Annotated in this window: 17 protein-coding genes; 7 read left to right on the forward strand and 10 right to left on the reverse strand. The window is 49.2% G+C overall.

The genetic code is table 11. The features are described from left to right. Nucleotides 1-53 precede the first annotated feature (53 nt). Nucleotides 54-230 carry a rubredoxin gene (locus Q0W37_RS11985; protein WP_297701797.1) on the reverse strand — a complete coding sequence of 59 codons (177 nt, stop codon included), beginning with the start codon at nucleotides 228-230 and terminating at the stop codon, nucleotides 54-56. Between the two features lie 171 nt (nucleotides 231-401). Next, nucleotides 402-1,007 (reverse strand): hypothetical protein, encoded by a 606-nt coding sequence (locus Q0W37_RS11990; RefSeq protein ID WP_297701798.1) that lies wholly within the window; start codon nucleotides 1,005-1,007, stop codon nucleotides 402-404. Nucleotides 1,008-1,135: 128 nt separating this feature from the next. Here Q0W37_RS11990 and Q0W37_RS11995 point away from each other — a divergent pair, with 128 nt between their 5' ends. Continuing rightward, nucleotides 1,136-2,041 carry a DMT family transporter gene (locus tag Q0W37_RS11995; protein WP_297701799.1) on the forward strand — a complete coding sequence of 302 codons (906 nt, stop codon included), beginning with the start codon at nucleotides 1,136-1,138 and terminating at the stop codon, nucleotides 2,039-2,041. On the opposite strand, the gene Q0W37_RS12000 is transcribed toward Q0W37_RS11995, so the two are convergent. Then, nucleotides 2,031-3,602: a Na+/H+ antiporter NhaC family protein gene (locus Q0W37_RS12000; protein WP_297701800.1), complete on the reverse strand. Its 1,572-nt coding sequence runs from the start codon at nucleotides 3,600-3,602 to the stop codon at nucleotides 2,031-2,033. The genes Q0W37_RS11995 and Q0W37_RS12000 overlap by 11 nt on opposite strands. A 284-nt stretch (nucleotides 3,603-3,886) precedes the next feature. On the opposite strand from Q0W37_RS12000, the gene Q0W37_RS12005 reads away from it, so the two are divergent. Both Q0W37_RS12005 and argF read left to right on the forward strand, forming a co-directional pair. Continuing rightward, nucleotides 3,887-5,461, forward strand: a complete 1,575-nt coding sequence (locus Q0W37_RS12005; RefSeq protein WP_297701801.1) for a hypothetical protein — start codon at nucleotides 3,887-3,889, stop codon at nucleotides 5,459-5,461. A gap of 371 nt (nucleotides 5,462-5,832) precedes the next feature. After that, on the forward strand, nucleotides 5,833-6,792 hold the full coding sequence (gene argF / locus Q0W37_RS12010; protein ID WP_297701802.1) for an ornithine carbamoyltransferase: 960 nt from the start codon (nucleotides 5,833-5,835) through the stop codon (nucleotides 6,790-6,792). Nucleotides 6,793-7,074: 282 nt separating this feature from the next. Here the strand turns inward: argF and rsmG are convergent, their stop codons facing one another. Beyond that, a complete protein-coding gene (rsmG, locus tag Q0W37_RS12015; RefSeq protein WP_297701803.1) occupies nucleotides 7,075-7,881 on the reverse strand; it encodes a 16S rRNA (guanine(527)-N(7))-methyltransferase RsmG in 807 nt (268 codons plus the stop codon). Between the two features lie 84 nt (nucleotides 7,882-7,965). Between rsmG and Q0W37_RS12020 the strand changes: the two genes are divergently transcribed. Then, nucleotides 7,966-9,528, forward strand: coding sequence for a hypothetical protein (locus Q0W37_RS12020; protein ID WP_297701804.1), 1,563 nt, complete (start codon nucleotides 7,966-7,968; stop codon nucleotides 9,526-9,528). A gap of 313 nt (nucleotides 9,529-9,841) precedes the next feature. Here Q0W37_RS12020 and Q0W37_RS12025 read toward each other — a convergent pair whose 3' ends face one another. Then, nucleotides 9,842-10,402 carry an NUDIX hydrolase gene (locus Q0W37_RS12025; RefSeq protein ID WP_297701805.1) on the reverse strand — a complete coding sequence of 187 codons (561 nt, stop codon included), beginning with the start codon at nucleotides 10,400-10,402 and terminating at the stop codon, nucleotides 9,842-9,844. Nucleotides 10,403-10,404: 2 nt separating this feature from the next. Further along, nucleotides 10,405-11,799, reverse strand: coding sequence for a hypothetical protein (locus Q0W37_RS12030; RefSeq protein ID WP_297701806.1), 1,395 nt, complete (start codon nucleotides 11,797-11,799; stop codon nucleotides 10,405-10,407). A gap of 350 nt (nucleotides 11,800-12,149) precedes the next feature. Between Q0W37_RS12030 and Q0W37_RS12035 the strand changes: the two genes are divergently transcribed. Both Q0W37_RS12035 and Q0W37_RS12040 read left to right on the forward strand, forming a co-directional pair. Next, nucleotides 12,150-12,542 (forward strand): hypothetical protein, encoded by a 393-nt coding sequence (locus Q0W37_RS12035; RefSeq protein ID WP_297701807.1) that lies wholly within the window; start codon nucleotides 12,150-12,152, stop codon nucleotides 12,540-12,542. Nucleotides 12,543-12,590: 48 nt separating this feature from the next. Then, nucleotides 12,591-13,256, forward strand: a complete 666-nt coding sequence (locus tag Q0W37_RS12040; RefSeq protein WP_367186277.1) for an epoxyqueuosine reductase QueH — start codon at nucleotides 12,591-12,593, stop codon at nucleotides 13,254-13,256. A gap of 3 nt (nucleotides 13,257-13,259) precedes the next feature. On the opposite strand, the gene Q0W37_RS12045 is transcribed toward Q0W37_RS12040, so the two are convergent. From Q0W37_RS12045 to Q0W37_RS12055, 3 genes are all read right to left on the reverse strand, one after another. Next, nucleotides 13,260-14,231, reverse strand: a complete 972-nt coding sequence (locus Q0W37_RS12045; RefSeq protein ID WP_297701809.1) for a hypothetical protein — start codon at nucleotides 14,229-14,231, stop codon at nucleotides 13,260-13,262. Further along, nucleotides 14,218-15,054 carry a TIGR02147 family protein gene (locus tag Q0W37_RS12050; RefSeq protein ID WP_297701810.1) on the reverse strand — a complete coding sequence of 279 codons (837 nt, stop codon included), beginning with the start codon at nucleotides 15,052-15,054 and terminating at the stop codon, nucleotides 14,218-14,220. The genes Q0W37_RS12045 and Q0W37_RS12050 overlap by 14 nt, the downstream gene beginning before the upstream one ends. A 237-nt stretch (nucleotides 15,055-15,291) precedes the next feature. Continuing rightward, entirely contained in the window at nucleotides 15,292-16,455 is a 1,164-nt protein-coding gene (locus Q0W37_RS12055) for an aminotransferase class I/II-fold pyridoxal phosphate-dependent enzyme (RefSeq protein ID WP_297701811.1), read from the reverse strand. Nucleotides 16,456-16,747: 292 nt separating this feature from the next. Between Q0W37_RS12055 and Q0W37_RS12060 the strand changes: the two genes are divergently transcribed. Next, nucleotides 16,748-18,169 (forward strand): ATP-binding protein, encoded by a 1,422-nt coding sequence (locus Q0W37_RS12060; RefSeq protein WP_297701812.1) that lies wholly within the window; start codon nucleotides 16,748-16,750, stop codon nucleotides 18,167-18,169. 30 nt (nucleotides 18,170-18,199) lie between these two features. Here Q0W37_RS12060 and Q0W37_RS12065 read toward each other — a convergent pair whose 3' ends face one another. After that, a complete protein-coding gene (locus tag Q0W37_RS12065; RefSeq protein WP_297701813.1) occupies nucleotides 18,200-19,519 on the reverse strand; it encodes a zinc ribbon domain-containing protein in 1,320 nt (439 codons plus the stop codon). Between the last annotated feature and the right edge of the window lie 24 nt (nucleotides 19,520-19,543).

A 19,543-nucleotide genomic window follows, 5' to 3' on the forward strand; every position in this document is an offset into this window, starting at 1 on the left:
CGGTCGCGAGCAACAACTTTTTCTCTTTTCTGGCTCATATTTTCTTAATCCGCTCAGTCAATGTTTTCAAAATCTTCTTTTTCGGCGCCGCAGTGGGGGCATACCCAATATTCGGGAAGTTCGCTAAACGATGTTCCCGGCAAGGCGTCTGTGCCTGCTTCTGGATCCCCGTACTCCGGATCATATATATAGTTGCAAATATTGCACTGGTATCTGTCAAATTCGCCCATAAAAAAACTCCTTTGTGCGTTCTCTTATATTATCGACACAAAGGAGATTTTTGTAAAGCAAACCCCATTTTTTTCAGGATTTATGCAGCTAGCACTTTTAATCAACCTCCAGAGGCCAATTACATTGAGCCACGGAATGGTCAATTTTCGCAAGACTTCTGTTTATCGTATTCACTGTTGAAGCGGCACTTTCAAAATAATCTTTCCAATACCCGATACCACGCTTCGTCCAGAAGGCGTAGAATTTATCAAGAGCAGCTTCAGGGGTTGTTTCGTTAAAAAAAAGTTTCGCCTGATACTCATTTTTTTAGGCCTATGTTGTTTTTGATGAGCAACGAATAAAGGTACCCCTATGTCTTCAGGCTCTAAGTCCCGTGAAAAAAACATTTCACTTTTTTCTGACGTTAAAACCTTCCCGCCATTGTCTTCTGCATATTCATAAAACAATTCAATAAACGCAGCAACCTTCTTGCAAAACTCTTTTTCTTCCACAGAATCCTTATACTTTGGATCAGTAAGATTTCGGCTCACAACTTCAATACTATAACTATTCTCGTTGCCACCATAAACAAACTGAACAGACGCAGTACGATGACGACAATCTCTATGATTCACTAAGGGAATTGCAATGTAATCCGTACCTAAGAATATGCATCCCAGAGAGAGCATGTCGTTTTTATTCTTCTTTCTTACAGAATAGTACAACCCATCATTTTTTCGCTTATCTTCGAACCAATCGAAAAAAAACTTGTGCATTTTTTCTAATGGATGTGGCATAAAAAGACTCCTTCATAATTATATTTTCACCGCACTTAATATACCTTCCAAAGAAAATAAAGTCAAGTGTTTCTTTACAAAAAATCTTTTTTTGAATCGTAACACCAATTTTTCTATATATTGCCTGCATGGCAAGCTTCGGCTATAGTTTTTTGTTAGTACTGACGGCATTCATCTGGGGGTCGGGTTTTGTTGCCCAGATTGAAGGCAACGCTTTTGGACCATTTTCGTTTTCATGCATCCGATGCTTTATAGCTGCCGGGTTTCTCACCCTGGTCTTCAAGGGACTTGACGCATTGGGAAAAAGTCCGCGCAGGCCGCGCTCCCCCGCCGAAACCAAGCTTCTTTGGAAAGCGGGATTCTTTTACGGGCTCGCCCTTTGCACCGCCATGAACCTGCAGCAGCTCGGAATGTTCCTCGGCACCTCCGCCGGAAAATCCGGGTTCCTTACCGCCTGCTACATTGTTCTCGTGCCGGTCGTAAGGCTCATTCTTGGGCACCGCATTTCGGCAAAGACATGGTTTTGCGTCGCGATCACCACCATCGGGCTTTACCTGCTATGCATCAAGGACGGCTTTTCTTTGGAGCTTTCGGACGGGGTTTCGTTGCTTTGCGCGTTAGCCTTTTCGGTCCACATCCTAGTCATTGACAAGTTCGCAAATCGTGTTGACCCCATTCGCGTTTCGGCGATACAATTCTTAACCATCGGCGTACTGACCGCCCCGCTGATGATTATTTTTGACCTCAAGTTTCCGGAAATGGACTTTAGCACGATTGCCGCAGCGGCACTCAACCCGCGGGCCGTCGCAGGGTTATGCTTTGCCGCCTTCTTTTCGAGCGGCATCGCCTATACGCTACAGATTGTCGCACAGGACAAGGTGAACCCCACTATTGCCTCGCTCACGATGAGCCTCGAATCGGTATTCGCCGTACTTGCGGGCTGGGCCATTCTAGGAGAACTGCTCTCGGCCCGCGAAATCTGTGGCTGCGCCATCATGATGGTCGCCATCATCTCCGCACAGATTAAGCGATAGTCTTCTTTTTGCGAGGCCAGCGCCTTTTTTTCCGAGTTTTGAGAGCAGCCGGCTTACGCTTTTTCAAAAGCAGCAACCCACCCACAATCAATACGACACCTACCAAGAGCGAAAGCAAGGCACTACGGGTAACGCCTGCGACAATGTAACTTACAAAACTGATGGCCGCAACACTCAAGGCATACGGCAACTGGGTATTCACGTGATTCACATGGTTACACTCGGCACCGGCACTCGCCATAATCGTAGTATCCGAAATGGGTGAAATATGGTCGCCGCAAACGGCTCCTGCCATGCAAGCAGAAATGGAGATAATCATCAGATTCGGATCAATGCTAGAGAATGCCGCCACCACAATCGGAATCAGGATGCCGAACGTTCCCCACGAGGTACCTGTAGAAAAAGCAAGACCAATCCCCACCAAGAAGATAATCGCCGGCATAAAGTTCATAAGCGAAGAAGCGCTTCCCGAAACAAGGCCCGCCACAAAGTCCTTTGCACCAAGCGCATCGGTAACGCCCTTCAGACTCCAGGCGAGTACTAGAATAATAATCGCAGGAACCATCGCCTTGAAACCTTCGGGCAGGCACTCCAGGCACTTGCGGAGTTTCAGCACTCGACGTCCCAAGTACCAAATCACCGTCACGATAAAGGCGGCAAAGCTTCCAAGAACTAGGCCAACAGATGCGTCACTTCCGCCAAAGGCATCGACAAAGCCCTTATGCGCCTCGCCACTTGCAAAGTAACCACCCGTATAAATCAATCCGACCACACAGAATAAAACCAGCATCACGATCGGGAATATCAAATCAAGCACCGTTCCGCGAGGCTCTTCATCACTGAGTTTTTCCATCTTTGTTTCAATCATTTCGGCCGCAGATTCAAACTTTTTCATCGGTCCAAAATCCACTTTCAAAAGCACCAGGGCAAAAAGGGCCACGATCGTCAACAACGCATAAAAATTGAAGGGAATCGCCTTCACAAAAAGGCCGAGCCCATCTTCACCCTCGACAAAACCCGTTACAGCCGCCGCCCAGGAACTCACCGGCGCAATAATGCAAATAGGGGCCGCCGTTGCATCAATCAGATAGGCAAGCTTTTCGTGACTGAGTTTAAACTTGTCTGTAACCGGACGCATCACGCTACCCACCGTAAGGCAGTTAAAGTAGTCATCTACAAAAATCAGCACACCAAGAACAATCGTTGCAAGCTGTGCTCCGACCTTGGACTTGACATGCAATTTTGCCCAGTTTCCAAACGCCGCCGCAGCCCCCGACTTATTCATCAAGGCTACCATCGTCCCAAGCATTACTAGGAAAAAGAGTATCCCCACGTTCCATGGATCGGACACCTGCTTGACCATACCATCCTTGAACACGGCATCCAGAAATCCAGAGAAACTTCCCTGGCTAATAAAAAGGCCGCCAATAAGGACACCCACAAACAAGGACGAATAAGCTTCCTTGGTAATAAGGGCCAAGACAATGGCTACTACCGAAGGAATCAAGGCCCAAAATGTTCCATGAAAAAAAGACACCGCTTCTACAGCTTGCTGTTCCATAAGAGTCTCCTTTATTTGCAGGGCAATTATAGCAAATAGTGATTAGTTAAAAGTGGTTAGTGGTTAGGAATGATGCGTCAGGTTTCAGGTGTCTGGCGTAAGGTCCCTGAGTGGTACACTGAGCCTGCCGAAGTGCAAGCGCAGCGCGTCGAAGGGCCATGCGTTGTAAAGGCGAACAACGGAAAACACATCCCACAGTATACTCTTTAAAAATTTTGAATTTATTTTATTTGTACATGGGAATGTAGAATTCACTATGTTCGCATGGGGTTGGATTAATTATTATGAAAAAAATCAAGTTTCTTTTGCCGGTGGCAATAGCCGCTGGATTTTGGGCCTGTGGAGACGACAATAATACAGCCTCTACAGAATGTGTCACTGAACAATGCCTTATTGATAAATATGGCGAATTTAACGCGGATTCGGCAAATGCGGCCAATCAGCAGAATCCAAAGGACGATTCTACAGCCGCAAACCAGAACCCGGACGATCCGAATAATCCGCTTGGCCAGAATAACCCCCAGGACCCTAACGAACCTCAGGATCCCAACGATCCGCAAGACCCGAACATCCCTACCTCGTCTAGCGAGGCCGGAGCACAGCAGCCCGAATCTTCGGACTCCAATCCGCCTGTAGAATCTTCGAGCAGCCACCACCATCATTGGGGTAGCAGTTCTTCCGTCAGCATAATCCCCGTGGAATCCAGTTCGAGCGAAGCGGTTGTTGTTCCGCCGACACCGGGCAGCGATTTCAAGGAACATTTCCGTGATGAATGCCCCGTCGCAAGCATTCCGAAAATCGGAAGCAACCCGAAGCTCCCCGATCCGTTTACCGCATTTGACGGTTCCAAGGTGACCACAAAGGCTCAGTGGAAATGCCGCCGCGAAGAAATTTCGGCACTTCTCGAAGAAGTTGAACTCGGCGAAAAGCCGCGCAATCCGGAAAAAGTGGAAGGAAGCTACTCCGGCGGTTCGCTCAAGGTCACCGTTACAGACAAGGGAAAAACCATCAGCTTTAGCGTCAAGATTTCTGGTGCAGGCACCAAGGACGCCCCGAAGCCCGCCATTATCGGGTTCAGCGGCGGAAGCCTAGACTATTCCGGCCTGAATATCGCGACGATTTCGTTCAATCCCGATGATGTCGCCCCGGAAACGACCCGCGGCAAGGGAAGGTTCTACGACATCTACGGAAGCAACCATAGCGCGGGCGCAATGATTGCATGGGCCTGGGGCGTAAGCCGCGTAATCGACGCCCTCGAAAAGACGCCCGAAGCGGGCATCGATGTACACCACTTGGGTGTTACCGGATGTTCTCGCCTTGGCAAGGGCGCCGCAGTGGCAGGAGCCTTCGACGCACGAATTGCGCTTGTCATTCCGCAGGAATCCGGTTCCGGTGGAGCTTCCAACTGGCGTAGCGCCGCCAAGGACAGCGAAGCCCAGCCGCTCAGCCACGCCTGTCAGGAAGCCGCCTGGTTCCGCTCCTCGCTCTGTAACTACGGTAACCGAATCAACGACCTGCCCACAGACCACCATTACCTGACCGGCATGGTCGCCCCGCGCGCGCTCCTGGTTCTCGACAATACCGGCTGGGTATGGCTCGGTGAAGGCGCCAGCTACGCAAACGCCATGTCCACAGTCGAAATCTTCAAGGCCCTCGGGGCCGAGAAGGACTTCACCTACAGCAAGGCGGCAAACCACATGCACTGCAGCTTCCCTGCCGAAAACAAGGACGAGCTCACCGCCTTCGTGAAAAAATACCTGTTCGACGACAAAACTCAAAATACGGGTAAGATCGAGGCGAAGGGCGTAAGCTACAACGCGGCGGACTGGCAAGACTGGACAACGCCCACTTTGAATTAAACCATCCTATAAAAAAAGGACAAACACCCAGACCCCCGGCGCAAGTCGGGGGTTTTTGCTTACTTTTTTGAATATTTTTATCTGTTTTGGGGGCATTTTGCCCTTGACAAAGCCCCTAAAATTTTCTCTATTTGCGCATACAATTTTTAGTTTAACCCTTAACGGAGAAACAACATGCCTTGCGGAAAGAAAAGAAAGCGCAGGAAGATTGCGACTCACAAGCGTAAGAAGCGCCGTCGTCGTGACCGTCACAAAAAGAAACTTCGCTAATATCCGTTAGCATTCTATTGTGATTTCCTGTTAAAGACGGAGTGTAAAAGCTCCGTTTTTTACTTTTTTGTTTTTTATAGGGCTTGCCCAAAGGATAGAAGATGATTGATCGCAACAAGCATTTCCTCCGCCTCATGGACTGGAGCGAAGAAAAAATCCTGGAAACTATCGATATTGCCTCCCGCCTCAAGGCGGAAGTCCACGCCGGCAAGGTGTCCGACCGTCTGCACGGCCAGAACATCGCCATGTTCTTCGAAAAGCCCTCTCTGCGAACTATCACCACTTTCCAGGTGGGCATGAACCAGCTCGGCGGCCACGCCGTATTGCTCGCCCCCGATTCCATCGGTCTTGGCAAGCGCGAAAGCGTCAAGGACGTCGCCCGTTGCCTTAGCCGCTGGGTGAATGCCATCGTGGTTCGCTGCTTCAAGCAGGACCTGGTGGAACAGCTCGCCGAATACGGTAGTGTGCCGGTCGTGAACGCCCTGACCGACGACTACCACCCATGCCAGGCAATCGCCTTTGCCCAGATGATCAAGGAAAACCTCGGCGGATTCAAGAACGAGGGTGGCAAGCCGAAGACCGTCGCCTTCATCGGTGACGGCAACAACGTCGCCAACTCTTTCCTCGCCCTCGCCTCCAAGGTGGGCATGAACTTCACGCTCGCCTGCCCGAAGGGTTTCGAACAGCCCGCGAAGGTGGTAGAAGAAGCGGAGGCCGGCCTCAAGAAGCACGGTTGCCAGTACCGCGTATTCCACGATCCGAAGGAAGCCGTCAAGGACGCCGACATCCTTTATAGCGACGTTTGGGTTTCTATGGGTCAGGAAGGCGAAAAGGCCACCAAGCAGAGCCACTTCTTGCCGTTCCAGATCAACGACGAGCTCCTGAAACTCGCTCCGGCTCACTGCAAGGTCAGCCACTGCTTGCCGGCTCACCGCGGCGAAGAAATCACGGACTCCGTGATGGACAACCTCGACGTGAACATGAGCTTCGAAGAAGCAGAAAACCGCCTGCACGCTCACAAGGCTGTCTTGTGGCAGGTGATGGAGCCTTTCGCTAAATAAGCACGCTTCTCGGAAAAAATATTTTTGAAAGATGCCCGGCTTAAAAGCCGGGTTTCTTTGTACACGGTGTCACGGATATTCCAACTTGGAATAAGATTTTCAAAAAAAATTGTACCGCTTTTAAAAAAAAGAGGTATATTAATGATTGAGCCCCTCTGGTGGATAAGAAGAGTCGGCGTCGCGGCTGGTCCCTCCTGACAGCAAAAGCGAGCCGTAGGTCTCTAGACGAGACAGACCCACCAGAGCGGCTTTTTTTTATTGGTTCATTTTTCCGAAATTTCGCTATTCTACACGCTCAAGAATTACAAGGGCGCGGTCTTGCGTACTGTTCGGGATAGTGTAGAAATGCTTGTCTACAAACTTGTAGCCAAAATCTTCGGGATGAAAAGTCTTGAGTTCGTCTGCGACGGCGGGGCCTTTCATAAAGAATACGCGGCCGCCCACCTTGAGCGAATTGGCGATGCGCGGAAGCGTCTTTTCCATGAGTTCGAAAGCGCGGCTGATGACTCCGTCCACGGGGATAGTCATGCTGCGGCTCGTGACCTTGTGACCGAACACGTCGATACCCTTGAGGCCCATTTTTTCGATGACCATGTTGAGGAAGTTGATGCGGTTCGGGCGCGGTTCGCACAAAGTAAGGCGAATGGAGGGGTTCACGATCTTGAGCGGAATTCCCGGAAAACCGGCGCCACTCCCTACGTCAATCATGCGGGCAGGCCACTTGGGCACATACGCATTAATCAGCGTACAGTCGGCATAGTGACGCTCCACCATCGTTTCAAAAGCGTTCAGACGCGTCAAGTCCTGGTCGTCGTTATTCGCCCGGAGCAGCTGGTGAAATTCCCAAATCTGCTTGAGCGTTTCGGGCTGGAGTTCCACGCCGTAGTAATGCAGTAACTTGTCGAGACCTGCAAGAGAGGGCGTAACGCGCTTGCCGTTAAACAGTGGAAAGTCGGTTCGGGGTGCCTTGAGGTGCGGCACGAAGTCGCGACCTGCAGCAGACGCATTGCGGGACGGTTGACGGGATGTTCCGCCTCGAGTTTGCGAGGACTCCCTAGAAAACGGTTTCTTTGACCAGTTACTTGCCATAAGTGCAAAGGTAGAAATAAAAAAGGGGACAAAAAGGGATAATTTTTCTGAAAAATACGTGTATAGTATAGAGGATCAGGAAAAATGAGAAATCTATACTGCGCCAAGGTTTTATTCACCGCCCTTTTTGGGGTAACAGTCGCCGCAAGTCAGCCGCTAGACGAAGCCCGCGTTTTCGAATGGTGGGACAACGGAATGATCGACGGCGACGAAGCGAAAGAAATACTCGAACGGTTAGAAGAGGGAAATATGCAAGAAGCCTGCATTCTCGCCGAAGTGTACGCATTGGAAAATTGCGCACTTTCCGAGGCCGTTCCCGAAAGCGACCAGAATGCAGCCCCGAAAAAAAATGTTCACCCAGGCCTAGCCCCTCACGGGTACGCGGAATGGCGCGGACGCACGGATTCCACCGGCCATCTCGAAAGTCAGCGGGCGGAACTGCACCTGAACTTTTATCGCTACACCCTCAGGCTAGGCACCCAATCGCTCCTCACTTACAAGAATGCAGGGAGCGAGGCGCACTTCGGCCAAATATCGACCAAGGAAATCCGTAGCGCGATTCCACTCGATACACTATGGGGAACCGCCCTTCTTTACCCTATAGGGAAATTCAGAATCGGAGCGTTACTGGATACGGCAACAACGACACGTGCAAACATCGGGTTCGCCCCCGACAAGAAAACGGAGCTTGAGCTAGCCTTTTGGCAACATCGGCACACGGGTAACAGCGAAAATGGCGACAATAGCGGCAATGGCGACACGACATCGGGAATCCACACCACCGAAAAGTATTCCGTCTCCGCACAATTCAAGGGGAATTGGGGAAACCTGGCCGCCTGGTGGATTCCTGAAAACAAGGGAAACTTTCCCTTGTTCAAGCTCCAACTCCACCATCGGGAAAACACGGAATACGCCACCGTCGGATGGAATGCGGACGCCTACCTACACGGAGAATCTCTGCCGCGGGAATCGCACCTGAGCGCGACCATCGAAAAAAGCCGCTTCTGGGGAAGTCAGACTTTCGCGGTGACTGCCGTTGATTCGTGGGAAAGTAAATTCGGCGTGAACGCCCGCACCATCATTCCGCTTGAAGGAGACTCCAGCAAGACGCGTATCAAGGTGAACGCCGAATCGGGACCGCAGCTCTTGAGGGGCGGTGCGAGCGCGACCTGCATGCAGGCAGAGGAGCGCTGTAGGCAAAATGACCTGGCCCTAAAAGTCAAATCCACGTGGAATATAGGGAGCGGAAGCACTAGAAATCGAATGTACAAGCAAGAACAGGAACGAAACCTCGGCGAAAAAGCAGCCCCCAATACACAAAGGACACGCCGCAAGGAAAACGTTCCCTTGGCAGGCCGAGAGCAACTGGTTTTTACGGGAAAAATCCGCTCCAGGCATACGAGGGGCCAGGGCTTTGCCACGCCTCTTTACGAGGCGGGCGCCGCCTACGCAGCAGATGCATTCAACAGCACGGGTGTAGCGGTTGCGTTCCCGAAGGGATCGCCTGCCCGCGAACTCCAAATCAGAAGCTCCGCCGAGGTAGGCACCGACATTTTGCAGCTGTCGCTCGCGGTCACGTTTCGGCGTACCGCCGAAACCCCGCTCCACCCGCTACACGCGGCATTCTTCGCCAAGATTCACTTCTAAACTACTTTTAAAGCAGTTTTCAGGCTTTCAAAATGCTCTTTTAACGCTACGGGGCATATAAGAGTCACAATTTTCCACTTTTTATACGCCCCGTTCTAGTTTATCTGCAATCAAAAAGCACTATTTCGCAGAGATAAGCAAGGTAACATACGTATAAACAAGCCCGTTTTAAGACTTTTATATGCCCCCATGCTGCCAAGAACAAGTTAGTTTATTTACAAATTCAAAAAAGGGGCATATAAAAAGCATTCTTTATACAGATTTATATGCCCGCCCCCCCCCAAATCTGGCACCTGAAACCAGCCACCTTTATCTACTGCCTGCTCCACAAGGCGCAATAAGTCTGCGTTCTCGCGGAAAGGCGTTCATCCTTTAGGATTTCGCGGATTTGCTTCTTGTCGAACCATTCCGCCTGAATTTCTTCGAGTTCGGAATCACTCGGGCAGATCTCTCCACCGGCCACACCAACGACAACGACATTTCTCTCGTTCGAGAAACCTACCGCCGAATAACTCGGCTTCCACACCTCGTCAATACGCATGAGCGAAAGCCCCGTCTCTTCGCGGAGTTCGCGAGCAGCCGCCTCTTCGTAGCTTTCGCCGGGGTCAATTAGGCCCGCCGGGAAATTGTAGATGCTCTCACCCACGGCCATGCGGTATTCCTTGCAAAGCAACAATTTTTGGCCGGTGCAATCATGCATGATCATCACGACGGCATGCGGTTTCTTTTCGAGCATATCCTTGATTCCCGTAATGTCGGGATTACGACTGATCATCTCGTACGTCTTTGACTTGCCACTGACCGTTCTGTAGTGGATATTGTAGCGGGTAATGAATTTTCCCTGATGGATTTTTTCGATCGATTCAAATTCCATAATCACACCCCCTGAATAGTTTCATAATAAATACAGTCGTGCGTGCATTCGCCCTTGAACGCCCCTTCGCAAATGGGCATCTTGTAAAGCATCTGCGCCTCGTCCTCGTCGCGCGAAATTCGCTTGCGCACATAGCCGATATCCCTGAAATTCGCTTCTTTACCCTTGATGAATGCAGCGCAAGTATTCACCCACACCACGTTGCAGTCCTCATGGGCGCACAAGTCGAACGACCGTCGAAAATCGTAGGATCCCGTCGAAAACGACGGTACAATAATCAGCGTGAGCTTAAAGCAGCGCATCAACTGCTGCATGTACTCCGTTTCCAAGAAGTCCCTACAGACCATGATCGCAATGCGGCCAATCCCTTCGAAATGCAATATGTTCACAACAAGATTAGAACTAATCTGTTCCAGATAGCCGACACCGTCGAATTCCTTGCGGAACGGGTTCTGCTTATTCTGTCTGCAAATCACGTTTCCGAACTTATCCATGATCGTCACCACGTTGCGATTCTTTTCCCAGTACGACGGCAAAATAATCAGCGACGGAATCTTATCTGCCTCGGCGGGTGAAAGGGACTTGATCTTGTTCACAACAAAATCCGTCATTTCGGCATTTCCGAGAAGTTCCGGAAATACGACGATATCGCTCTCGTTTTCTGCGGCTGTCCAGATCTTTTTCCAGATAAGTTCGTTGTCCTTGTCAAACGACGAATTCTCGTAGGTAATGTTGAAATACTGGACCTTGTCCTTGTCTGTCAGCTGCATCTGAAAATTCTTTTCAAGACGCAAGGGGGTCGCCGCAATTTTCAGGGCGTGACGTTCCCTGAACCGTGGGAAGAACTCGCTTTTCAAGAAAAAGTGCTTATCAATCAGCTCGCCCAGCACCGAATTTTCCATCACCAGAATATTGTACAGAAAACTTTCCAGGTGATTGTAGCGATGAATCAGTCGGTGCTTACGCTCCCAAATGCAAGAGCAACGCGGCAAAAGACCGATACCGACCGATTCGCGGTTCGTATTCAAGACTATCGAGAACTTCTCCTGTTCAAACTCCTCGATGGCATTTTTCAGGAGTTTTTCCATGGAAAAGTCTAAAATCCGCAACAGGCCAAGCAACGCGTAATAGTCCCCCTCCGATTCGAGGCGCAACATCAGCGCGCTCAGACTTCCGAAAAAATCTTCCGTCAAATCGGCGGCGTCCAGCTTGCGAATTGAGCCACGCTCTGCCACGCCCCCTTCTTGAAACAGAGTACCGACTCCCGCCTGAACAACCCCATAAATTCGGTTCTTTTCGGCAGGAGCGATGCAACTATACTTGACGAAAAATTCTTCCGAACAGGTGTTCACTAATTTCGAGCACAGTTCCGCGACAATGTTATAAAGGTTCGGCATAGGTAGTGACTAGTCATTAAAAATAAAGAATGGACTTGTTAAGCAATTAAAAATTAACAATGCATCATGAGGATGTCATCCTGTACGAAGTGCTCAGGACAAAAAATGCGAATTTCAGATGTGAGCAAAATCACATCGCTGTCTTCCTTTACACTTTTTTCCTAAAAAAACGACGTTTTTGAGGGCATCCGTCAGATCGTATACAAACCTGTTTACTTCGGTAAACACGAATTTCACCCTAAGTGTGGTTATTCCAACTTGGAATATGTATCTTATAGCTACCCAAACACTCCCTGACGGCTCTAGGTTACCTCCTTTACCCGGAGCCGTCCTTTTTTTATCTTTGAGTCATGTTTATCGCAGCCATCATCGGGGCTATCGCCTTTTTGCCCTCCATCGCGCTGAATATCGCGCTCGCCTGCGGCGCCCCGCTCGGAGCCTACGCCATGAACGCCCGCTACAAGGTGATTCCGCCCGAGGTCCGCAAGGCATTCATCGTGCCGACCACAATGCAGTTCGTCGCCCTTTTCGTGTTGCTTTCGGCGGGGCATGTTCTGCCCGAGATTATCCCGTTTATGGTGACGCGCATTCTCGCGTTCTTCTTTGCGCTGTACCTCACGTTCTATACCGCGACGGTCCTCTTCAGCACCGCCCACAAGGAACGCACCGTGATGGGAAGCTTCGCCGTCGTGACAAGCATCTGCTTCTGGATTACTGCTTTTGGCACTTTAAGCTGGGAGTAATATATGGCCGAAAAGGATCAAACGCACATTGTTCAGCGCGAAAAGGAGATGCCCGACCAAGTCGGGCATGACAAAGGCCATCCCAAGCATAATTACCAGCGCGACTTGGATTATATTATCCGCAGGCTGGAACGCACCGGCGAAGTTCCGACGCTTTTGCTGCACGCCTGTTGCGCACCGTGCAGCAGCTACACTATCGAATACCTGTCGCAGTACTTCAAGATTACGCTTTTCTACTACAACCCGAACATCGCTCCGGACGAAGAATACCGCCACCGCGTCGAAGAAATCAAGCGGTTCGTTGCCGAATTCAAGACGAAGTATCCGGTCACGCTGATCGAGGGTGAATACGACCCGAAGAAATTCTACGATGTCGCACGCGGGCTCGAAAACGAACCCGAAGGTGGCGCGCGCTGCCGCAAGTGTTTTGAATTGCGACTCGCCGAATCGGCCAGACTCGCGGAGGAACTGAACTGCGAATACTTTACCACCACGCTCACCATCAGCCCCATGAAAAATGCGCAGGTGCTGAACGAAGTGGTGCAGGAGCAGTGCGATATTTACGGAATCAAACGCCTGCCCAGCGACTTCAAGAAGAAGGGCGGCTACAAGCGCTCCATCCAGCTTTCAGCAGAGTACAACTTATACCGACAGAATTACTGCGGATGCGCGTATTCCAAGCGGGATGCGGAGAAGCGCGAAGAATCGCGCTAGCCATTATTCTCGACTGCGTCCGAGAATTCCGTCGATACAGGTTTCAAATTCAGAATCATTCTGCTTTTGATATTTTAGCAGCCCCGTATCATCGATCTCATAGAAATTATCTACATCATCAGCGTTGCACATTTCAGGCGGGACATTCACGATTTCCCGATGTTTTCCGACACAGGTCACATCTCCCGATTTGAGTGTTACAGACAAGCTATCCTTATAATAGGCATAATCTACATTAAGATCAAAGGTCAAACCATTATAAGAGAACTTCATGGATTTCTTCGTCTTTTCAAGAATGCTTATCCCATATTCTTCCTGTTCGTATTTCGTATCCGTATAATAGAACGGAGTCTCCAATTGAATTGAATTATGCGATCCTAAGAACATGAACAATTCCCACACAAAGACCGTCTGCATATAATCGTAGTCTTCACGGTCCGCTACGCGGTACTCCACCTTGTTTCCGTTGATTTTCATATACGTATCGTAGCCGTAATTACTGCAATATATTTTTTCTTCCCTATACCGGCATTGAGTGAAGAACCAGACCCCGTCTAGCTTACCGGAGGTTCCTCCCACCAAAATAAACGACTCATCATATTCCGTCTGGTCCACTTCATACCTGTCCGGCACATAATGGTTCGTGAGCAAGAGCGTATCGCCGCGGAAACTATAGGCATATCTTGACGTATCCCTATAATAAAAATCCGGATTATAGACAATGCTTCCGCTCTGATTTACGCAACCACCATTAACTTCAAGAATCAGCATAATGGAATCGCTCGCGGAACTGCGTACCACCTTTCCTGATTGCATGACACGTGCCAGCGCATACTGAGATTCAATCTGATTCGCTTCGTCAGAATGATCGGCAACATTCCCGCTCACGTCTTCGGTAAAGCCCGCACACCCCGCAAGCAGGGCGAGGCAGCCCATACAAAAGGCAAATACGTTTTTAATTTCATTTATCTTCATTATCATTCCTCCGTTTTTCACTTAGGGGAAACAGTTGCAAGTTCAACCGATAAACTCGATTGCACCCTTCGTCTTCAGATACGATATCCTTGATCCGTTTGCGTAAAGCCGCAATTTCTTCTACCAGGCGGCGGTAGGCATTTTCGCTAATGCCCAAGGTAAAGCCCGAGATGTCCCGTTCCTCTGCAGGAACATTATCCAGCGCATCGGCAGCCAGTTGCGCCACCTGTTTTTGCATCACCTTCATGGACGCCGACAACAAGGCGGGATCGCCCGTGAGTCCCTTATTTATTTGCACGTAAGTTCCGTCAGGACGCCGTCCCAGCAAATTCGCACGCACCATCAGTTCCAGCGAGTTGCGGACCTCGCCCGCCGTCACCTCGGGAATACACATCTTCGCAATATCCGAAGGCTTGGCCCCGGGCATCATCGGAGCAAGTTCACGCACGACAGGATTCACCCAGGAACGATAATAGTCAAATGCCTCGGCTCCCAGGACACGCACCCCATTCCCCTCCATCAGAGCGCGCATCCGGGAGAAAGCCTGTACACGGGAGCGTTCGTCCGGCGCATCGCAGAATTCCACCAACAGGCAAAAATATTCCTGACGGTATCCGGAAAGTTCCATGGCACGCGCCACCTTAAGAGCGCCGTCTTGACGGAGACGCGTCTTGCCGTCGCAAACCAGTTTCAGATATCCCGACGAAGAAAAGCCCGCCAGTTTTGCAAACTCACGCCACGAGAAATACGAGGTACGCTTGCGTTCCTCGTAGTAATCGCGCATATAGCGGCGGTAATCGTTGTATTCCGTAATCGGGTTCATATTCTCGCAAAATGGCATGCCCGCAAAGGTAGGTATCTCCCACCCATTCAAGGCCATCACGTGTTCTATATGTTTCAAAAATAAAGAAATCTATGAAACAAAACAAGAGGAATTTAAATAAGATTGCCGATTTTTATTTAATTAGGCAATTAAAAACATAGTTTTATGAAACGCAATGTTTCATAAAAGAGAAAACCCCGCTACAGCGGGGCAAAAATTGCAGGGAAGCAAATTCGCTTATTTCATCTTCTGGCGAAGACTTTCCAGACGGTTAAGCGCATCGATGAGGGTTTCGTCTTTCTTGGCGAAATGGAAGCGGATCAGGTGATTCACCGGTTCGCGGAAAAAGCTGGAACCCGGCACTGCGGCGACACCCACCTTTTGCGCGAGGTCGATACAGAACTGGTCATCGGACTTGTAGCCGAATTCGCTGATATCCATCATCACGAAGTACGTGCCCTGCGGCTCGGTGAACTTGAAACCTAGATTGCGCAGACCGCCGGTAAAGATTTCCTTCATGTGCGTGTAATGCGCCTGCAGTTCCGCGTAGTAATCGTCGTCGAAATTGAGGGCGGTGAGTGCGGTTTCTTGCAGCGGCGAGGCGGCCCCCACCACCGTGAAGTCGTGAATTTTCTTGATGTTGTTCATGACGGGTTCGGCAGCGAGCACATAGCCCAGGCGCCAGCCCGTAATGGAATAGCTCTTGGAAAGGCTGGAACATTCAATGGTGCGTTCGCGCATTCCCGGGAGCGTCGCAATATAAGTATGACGGTGCGGAGCGAACACGATATGTTCGTAGACTTCGTCGGTGATTACATACAAATCATATTTGATAGCGAGGTTCGCAATAATCTGCAGCTCTTCGCGGGTAAAGACTTTTCCGCTCGGGTTCGACGGATTGCAAAGTACGAGCGCCTTCACGCCCGGCTGTTTCATGGCATCTTCGAGGACGTTGGCATCGAAGGTGAAATCGTGCGGGTCGAGCGGCACGTAAATCGGAGTCGCCCCACTCAGAATCGTATCGGCGGTGTAGTTCTCGTAGAACGGCGAAAAGATGACCACCTTGTCGCCCAGATTGCAGACCGACATCATCGTAATCATCATGGCTTCGGTACTGCCACAGGTGATGACCATTTCGGTTTGCGGGTCGTAACGCAGTCCGCTGAAATGCTCCTGCTTTTTGGAAAGCGCTTCGCGGAAATTCTGCGCACCAATCGTAATCGCGTACTGGTGCGGGCCCGTATGGGCGACTTCGGCCAGGCGGTCTTGCAAGGCCTTGGGCGGGTCAAAATCCGGGAAACCCTGCGACAAGTTGATTGCACCGCAAGCGTTCGCGATGCGCGTCATGTGACGAATGACCGATTCCGTAAAATGTTCCGTACGATTGCTTAAAGGTTTCATGGGAGAAAATGTAGAAAGATGCTGTATTTCAGAGGTCAGAACTCGGATTTCGGAATTTAAAATACGAATAAAAAGCATTAAAAGGGCTGCAAAAAAAGAAAAATCCGCTTTTTCGTAATTATCCGAATCAGATTATCCGTTTTGGATAATTAATATGTTGACATAACCGAAGCGGGTCACATATTTCGCCAGAACTCGTATTTAAGTAGACTTTTGGCGAAAAACATACACAATTTTCGCCAAAACTCGTATTTTCGTTGACTTTTGGCGAAAAATATTATAGATTAACAGTATGAGCATCATTGGAAGAAATACCGAAATTCAGCTGCTGGAGCGCCACGTCGCCTCTAAAAACGCGGAATTCATCGCCCTATACGGTCGCCGTCGCGTAGGAAAGACATTCCTTATCAACCAGACATTCAAGGACAGATTCGCCTTCTCAATGACAGGCGTCTTAGACGGCAAGAAGGACGAACAAATAAGCGCATTCCTAGACGCGATGGACATCTTCGGATATGAAACCAATGAGCGCCCCCAAAATTGGATGGAAGCGTTCTCGCAACTACGCAAGGCATTATCAAGCAAAATTTCAAAAGAGTCACCCTGCATCGTTTTCATCGACGAAATTCCAAGCCTTGACACGCAAGGGTCCGGATTCACAAAAGCCCTCGGACATTTTTGGAACAGTTGGGCCGGGAACCAAGACAACTTCAAACTCATCGTATGCGGTTCGGCAACCTCCTGGATGATCAAGAACCTCATTGATAGCAAGGGAGGACTCCACAACAGGATTACACACGAAATAAAGCTTTTGCCCTTTACGCTCAAAGAAACCGAAGAATACCTGCAGTCCAAAAATTTCACCTGGACCAGGCAAATGATTTTGCAGTCGTACATGTTCACAGGCGGAGTCGCCTATTACCTCAGCCTTTTCGACGAATGCGAGAGTCTCGCACAAAACATAGACAGGCTCTATTTCTCGGAAAATGGAGAAATGCGCCGCGAGTACAAGCGACTTTTCAAAACACTGTTCAATGCGGCAGAGCCCTACATGCGAATCGTGGAAACCCTCGCTCAAAAGAAGCAAGGCATGACGCGCAAAGAACTTATCGAAGCTATGAAATCCGAAAAAGGAGGAACGCTCTCCGAACAATTGCAAAATCTGGTAGAATGCGGTTTTATCCGAAAATACATGGTGCGAGAAAAAAAAGTCATCAAGGAAAACAGCGGAATCTACCAACTCATCGACCCATTTACCCTGTTCCACCTATATTTCAATGACAAGGCAAAGGGCGACAGCCGCTTTTTGGAAAACCACATCAACACCCCCGTCATAAACACTTGGCTAGGGCTTTCGTTTGAAAAAGTCTGCCTGCTCCACGTACAGCAAATCAAGGCCGCGCTCAAGATAGACGGGATTTCGACACAGCAATACTCCTGGCGAAGCAAAAGCAAAAAGACACCGGCTCAGATAGACCTGATAATCGACCGCGCAGACGGAATGATCAATCTCTGCGAGCTAAAATATTCCGAAACAGATTACGCCCTTAGCGAGACGGAATACAACAAGATGGAACGCCGTTTTGCCGCATTCCTCAACGAGGCAGAGACACGCAAAGGCATCTTCAAGACGCTCATTACGGCAAGCCCCTTGAAGAAGAACCAATACTCGGAATCTGTCGCCGTCAAACTGACTGCGGATTGCTTGTTTTAAGGAATAGCAAACGCCAGCCCATATAGTCTTTTATTCCACTATGTGCCATGTATTTTGAGGATCACCATTCTGGGAACTTTCTTGCATCCATTCACATATATCGAGGAATCCAGCCCCCTCGTATAACCTTATACAGGCATCGTTGTTTTCGGATTCAATTTTGCATTTCCAGGAACCTCGAGATTTTTTATTATTCGAAAGAATAATACGCGAATTTGCAGGGCATCCTGCGATCTTTTTCCTTGTAATCGCAGAAATTCCAACATCATTATTTTGGCGTAACTCTTCTAACACATATCCATCCGACTCTAGTGTATAGAAATCAATCAATCTCCATGACCCAAATTCATTCAAGTAACGACGGCGTTCTTTCTGTTGATCAAGATACCTACTAAATTCCGTTTTTAGATAAAAGGTACTGGAATACGCTATTTCCCAAAAGAGTGAGTCAGCATTCATCGGTACATTTGCTTCTACGACTGAATCACATTGGCTAAAGAATGGTTTAGCCAACTTTTCACACGATCGATGCATTTTCTGCACTTTCTTCAATGTGGACGCAAAGCCCTTGTCTGGAGACTTCTCTTCAAGCATTTTTTGTAGTTCTTTGTCCAAACGAATAGATTCATCACTTTCACCTATTTCCGCAAGCCCGCAAATTGTAAACATTTCCTCGCTTTCAGAAATAACCCGAAGTTCCCATTTTGTCCGTTGAGGACAGTCTCCCAACATTTTCTTGGATTCAAACTGCATCCTGTCCCTAGAAAAATGGAACCTGAAATTTTCACTGTTCGGGACCAAAAATCCAATATCAGCAACATCGCCAAATCTGCCTTTGGCGGCAAGATAGGTTGCCTGCCGAGCCTTGTATTCTTGGGCAATCAATCCAAGTTCCGAGTAGGAGTTCACAAAATACGATATAAGAATCCACACTAAAACTCCCATGCAGGCTACATATACCAAGGATACAAAGGCAATAAGCAAAGCCACCCATTTCAGCCAAGACACTGGAGCCAAGGGACACCCATCACCGTCAATATAGGTTCCCTTTCCTAAGTGGATTAAATCTATCACGCTCCAGACAAACGAGATTATCGACGCAATTCCAGTTAAGGTCAATATCAACTTGACTACGCCATGTTTCGTATTTCCACAATAGAAATCATGAGCGCCAAGTAATCCCAAAAGCAGAGCCAATACCGCAGCCACACTGGAATTTCGAGGACCATTTTTTCCTAAGCCAGCACTATTTGGAGAATCAGGAGAACCAGTTCCCAGCAATTTTGCACCACACCGGTCGCAGAAAAATGCATTTTTAGGGACTTGTTTACCGCAGTTATGACAAAACATAAACTTTGCGCCTTACGATGATCG

It is taken from the genome of uncultured Fibrobacter sp. (assembly GCF_947166265.1).
Lineage (GTDB): Bacteria > Fibrobacterota > Fibrobacteria > Fibrobacterales > Fibrobacteraceae > Fibrobacter.

Excerpts from the sequence above, each read along its gene's own strand:
- Q0W37_RS11985 (WP_297701797.1), bottom strand. The coding sequence starts at position 230 with ATGGGCGAATTTGACAGATACCAGTGCAATATTTGCAACTATATATAT.
- Q0W37_RS11990 (WP_297701798.1), bottom strand. The coding sequence starts at position 1,007 with ATGCCACATCCATTAGAAAAAATGCACAAGTTTTTTTTCGATTGGTTC.
- Q0W37_RS11995 (WP_297701799.1), top strand. The coding sequence starts at position 1,136 with ATGGCAAGCTTCGGCTATAGTTTTTTGTTAGTACTGACGGCATTCATC.
- Q0W37_RS12000 (WP_297701800.1), bottom strand. The coding sequence starts at position 3,602 with ATGGAACAGCAAGCTGTAGAAGCGGTGTCTTTTTTTCATGGAACATTT.
- Q0W37_RS12005 (WP_297701801.1), top strand. The coding sequence starts at position 3,887 with ATGAAAAAAATCAAGTTTCTTTTGCCGGTGGCAATAGCCGCTGGATTT.
- argF (WP_297701802.1), top strand. The coding sequence starts at position 5,833 with ATGATTGATCGCAACAAGCATTTCCTCCGCCTCATGGACTGGAGCGAA.
- rsmG (WP_297701803.1), bottom strand. The coding sequence starts at position 7,881 with ATGGCAAGTAACTGGTCAAAGAAACCGTTTTCTAGGGAGTCCTCGCAA.
- Q0W37_RS12020 (WP_297701804.1), top strand. The coding sequence starts at position 7,966 with ATGAGAAATCTATACTGCGCCAAGGTTTTATTCACCGCCCTTTTTGGG.
- Q0W37_RS12025 (WP_297701805.1), bottom strand. The coding sequence starts at position 10,402 with ATGGAATTTGAATCGATCGAAAAAATCCATCAGGGAAAATTCATTACC.
- Q0W37_RS12030 (WP_297701806.1), bottom strand. The coding sequence starts at position 11,799 with ATGCCGAACCTTTATAACATTGTCGCGGAACTGTGCTCGAAATTAGTG.
- Q0W37_RS12035 (WP_297701807.1), top strand. The coding sequence starts at position 12,150 with ATGTTTATCGCAGCCATCATCGGGGCTATCGCCTTTTTGCCCTCCATC.
- Q0W37_RS12040 (WP_367186277.1), top strand. The coding sequence starts at position 12,591 with ATGCCCGACCAAGTCGGGCATGACAAAGGCCATCCCAAGCATAATTAC.
- Q0W37_RS12045 (WP_297701809.1), bottom strand. The coding sequence starts at position 14,231 with ATGAAGATAAATGAAATTAAAAACGTATTTGCCTTTTGTATGGGCTGC.
- Q0W37_RS12050 (WP_297701810.1), bottom strand. The coding sequence starts at position 15,054 with ATGAACCCGATTACGGAATACAACGATTACCGCCGCTATATGCGCGAT.
- Q0W37_RS12055 (WP_297701811.1), bottom strand. The coding sequence starts at position 16,455 with ATGAAACCTTTAAGCAATCGTACGGAACATTTTACGGAATCGGTCATT.
- Q0W37_RS12060 (WP_297701812.1), top strand. The coding sequence starts at position 16,748 with ATGAGCATCATTGGAAGAAATACCGAAATTCAGCTGCTGGAGCGCCAC.
- Q0W37_RS12065 (WP_297701813.1), bottom strand. The coding sequence starts at position 19,519 with ATGTTTTGTCATAACTGCGGTAAACAAGTCCCTAAAAATGCATTTTTC.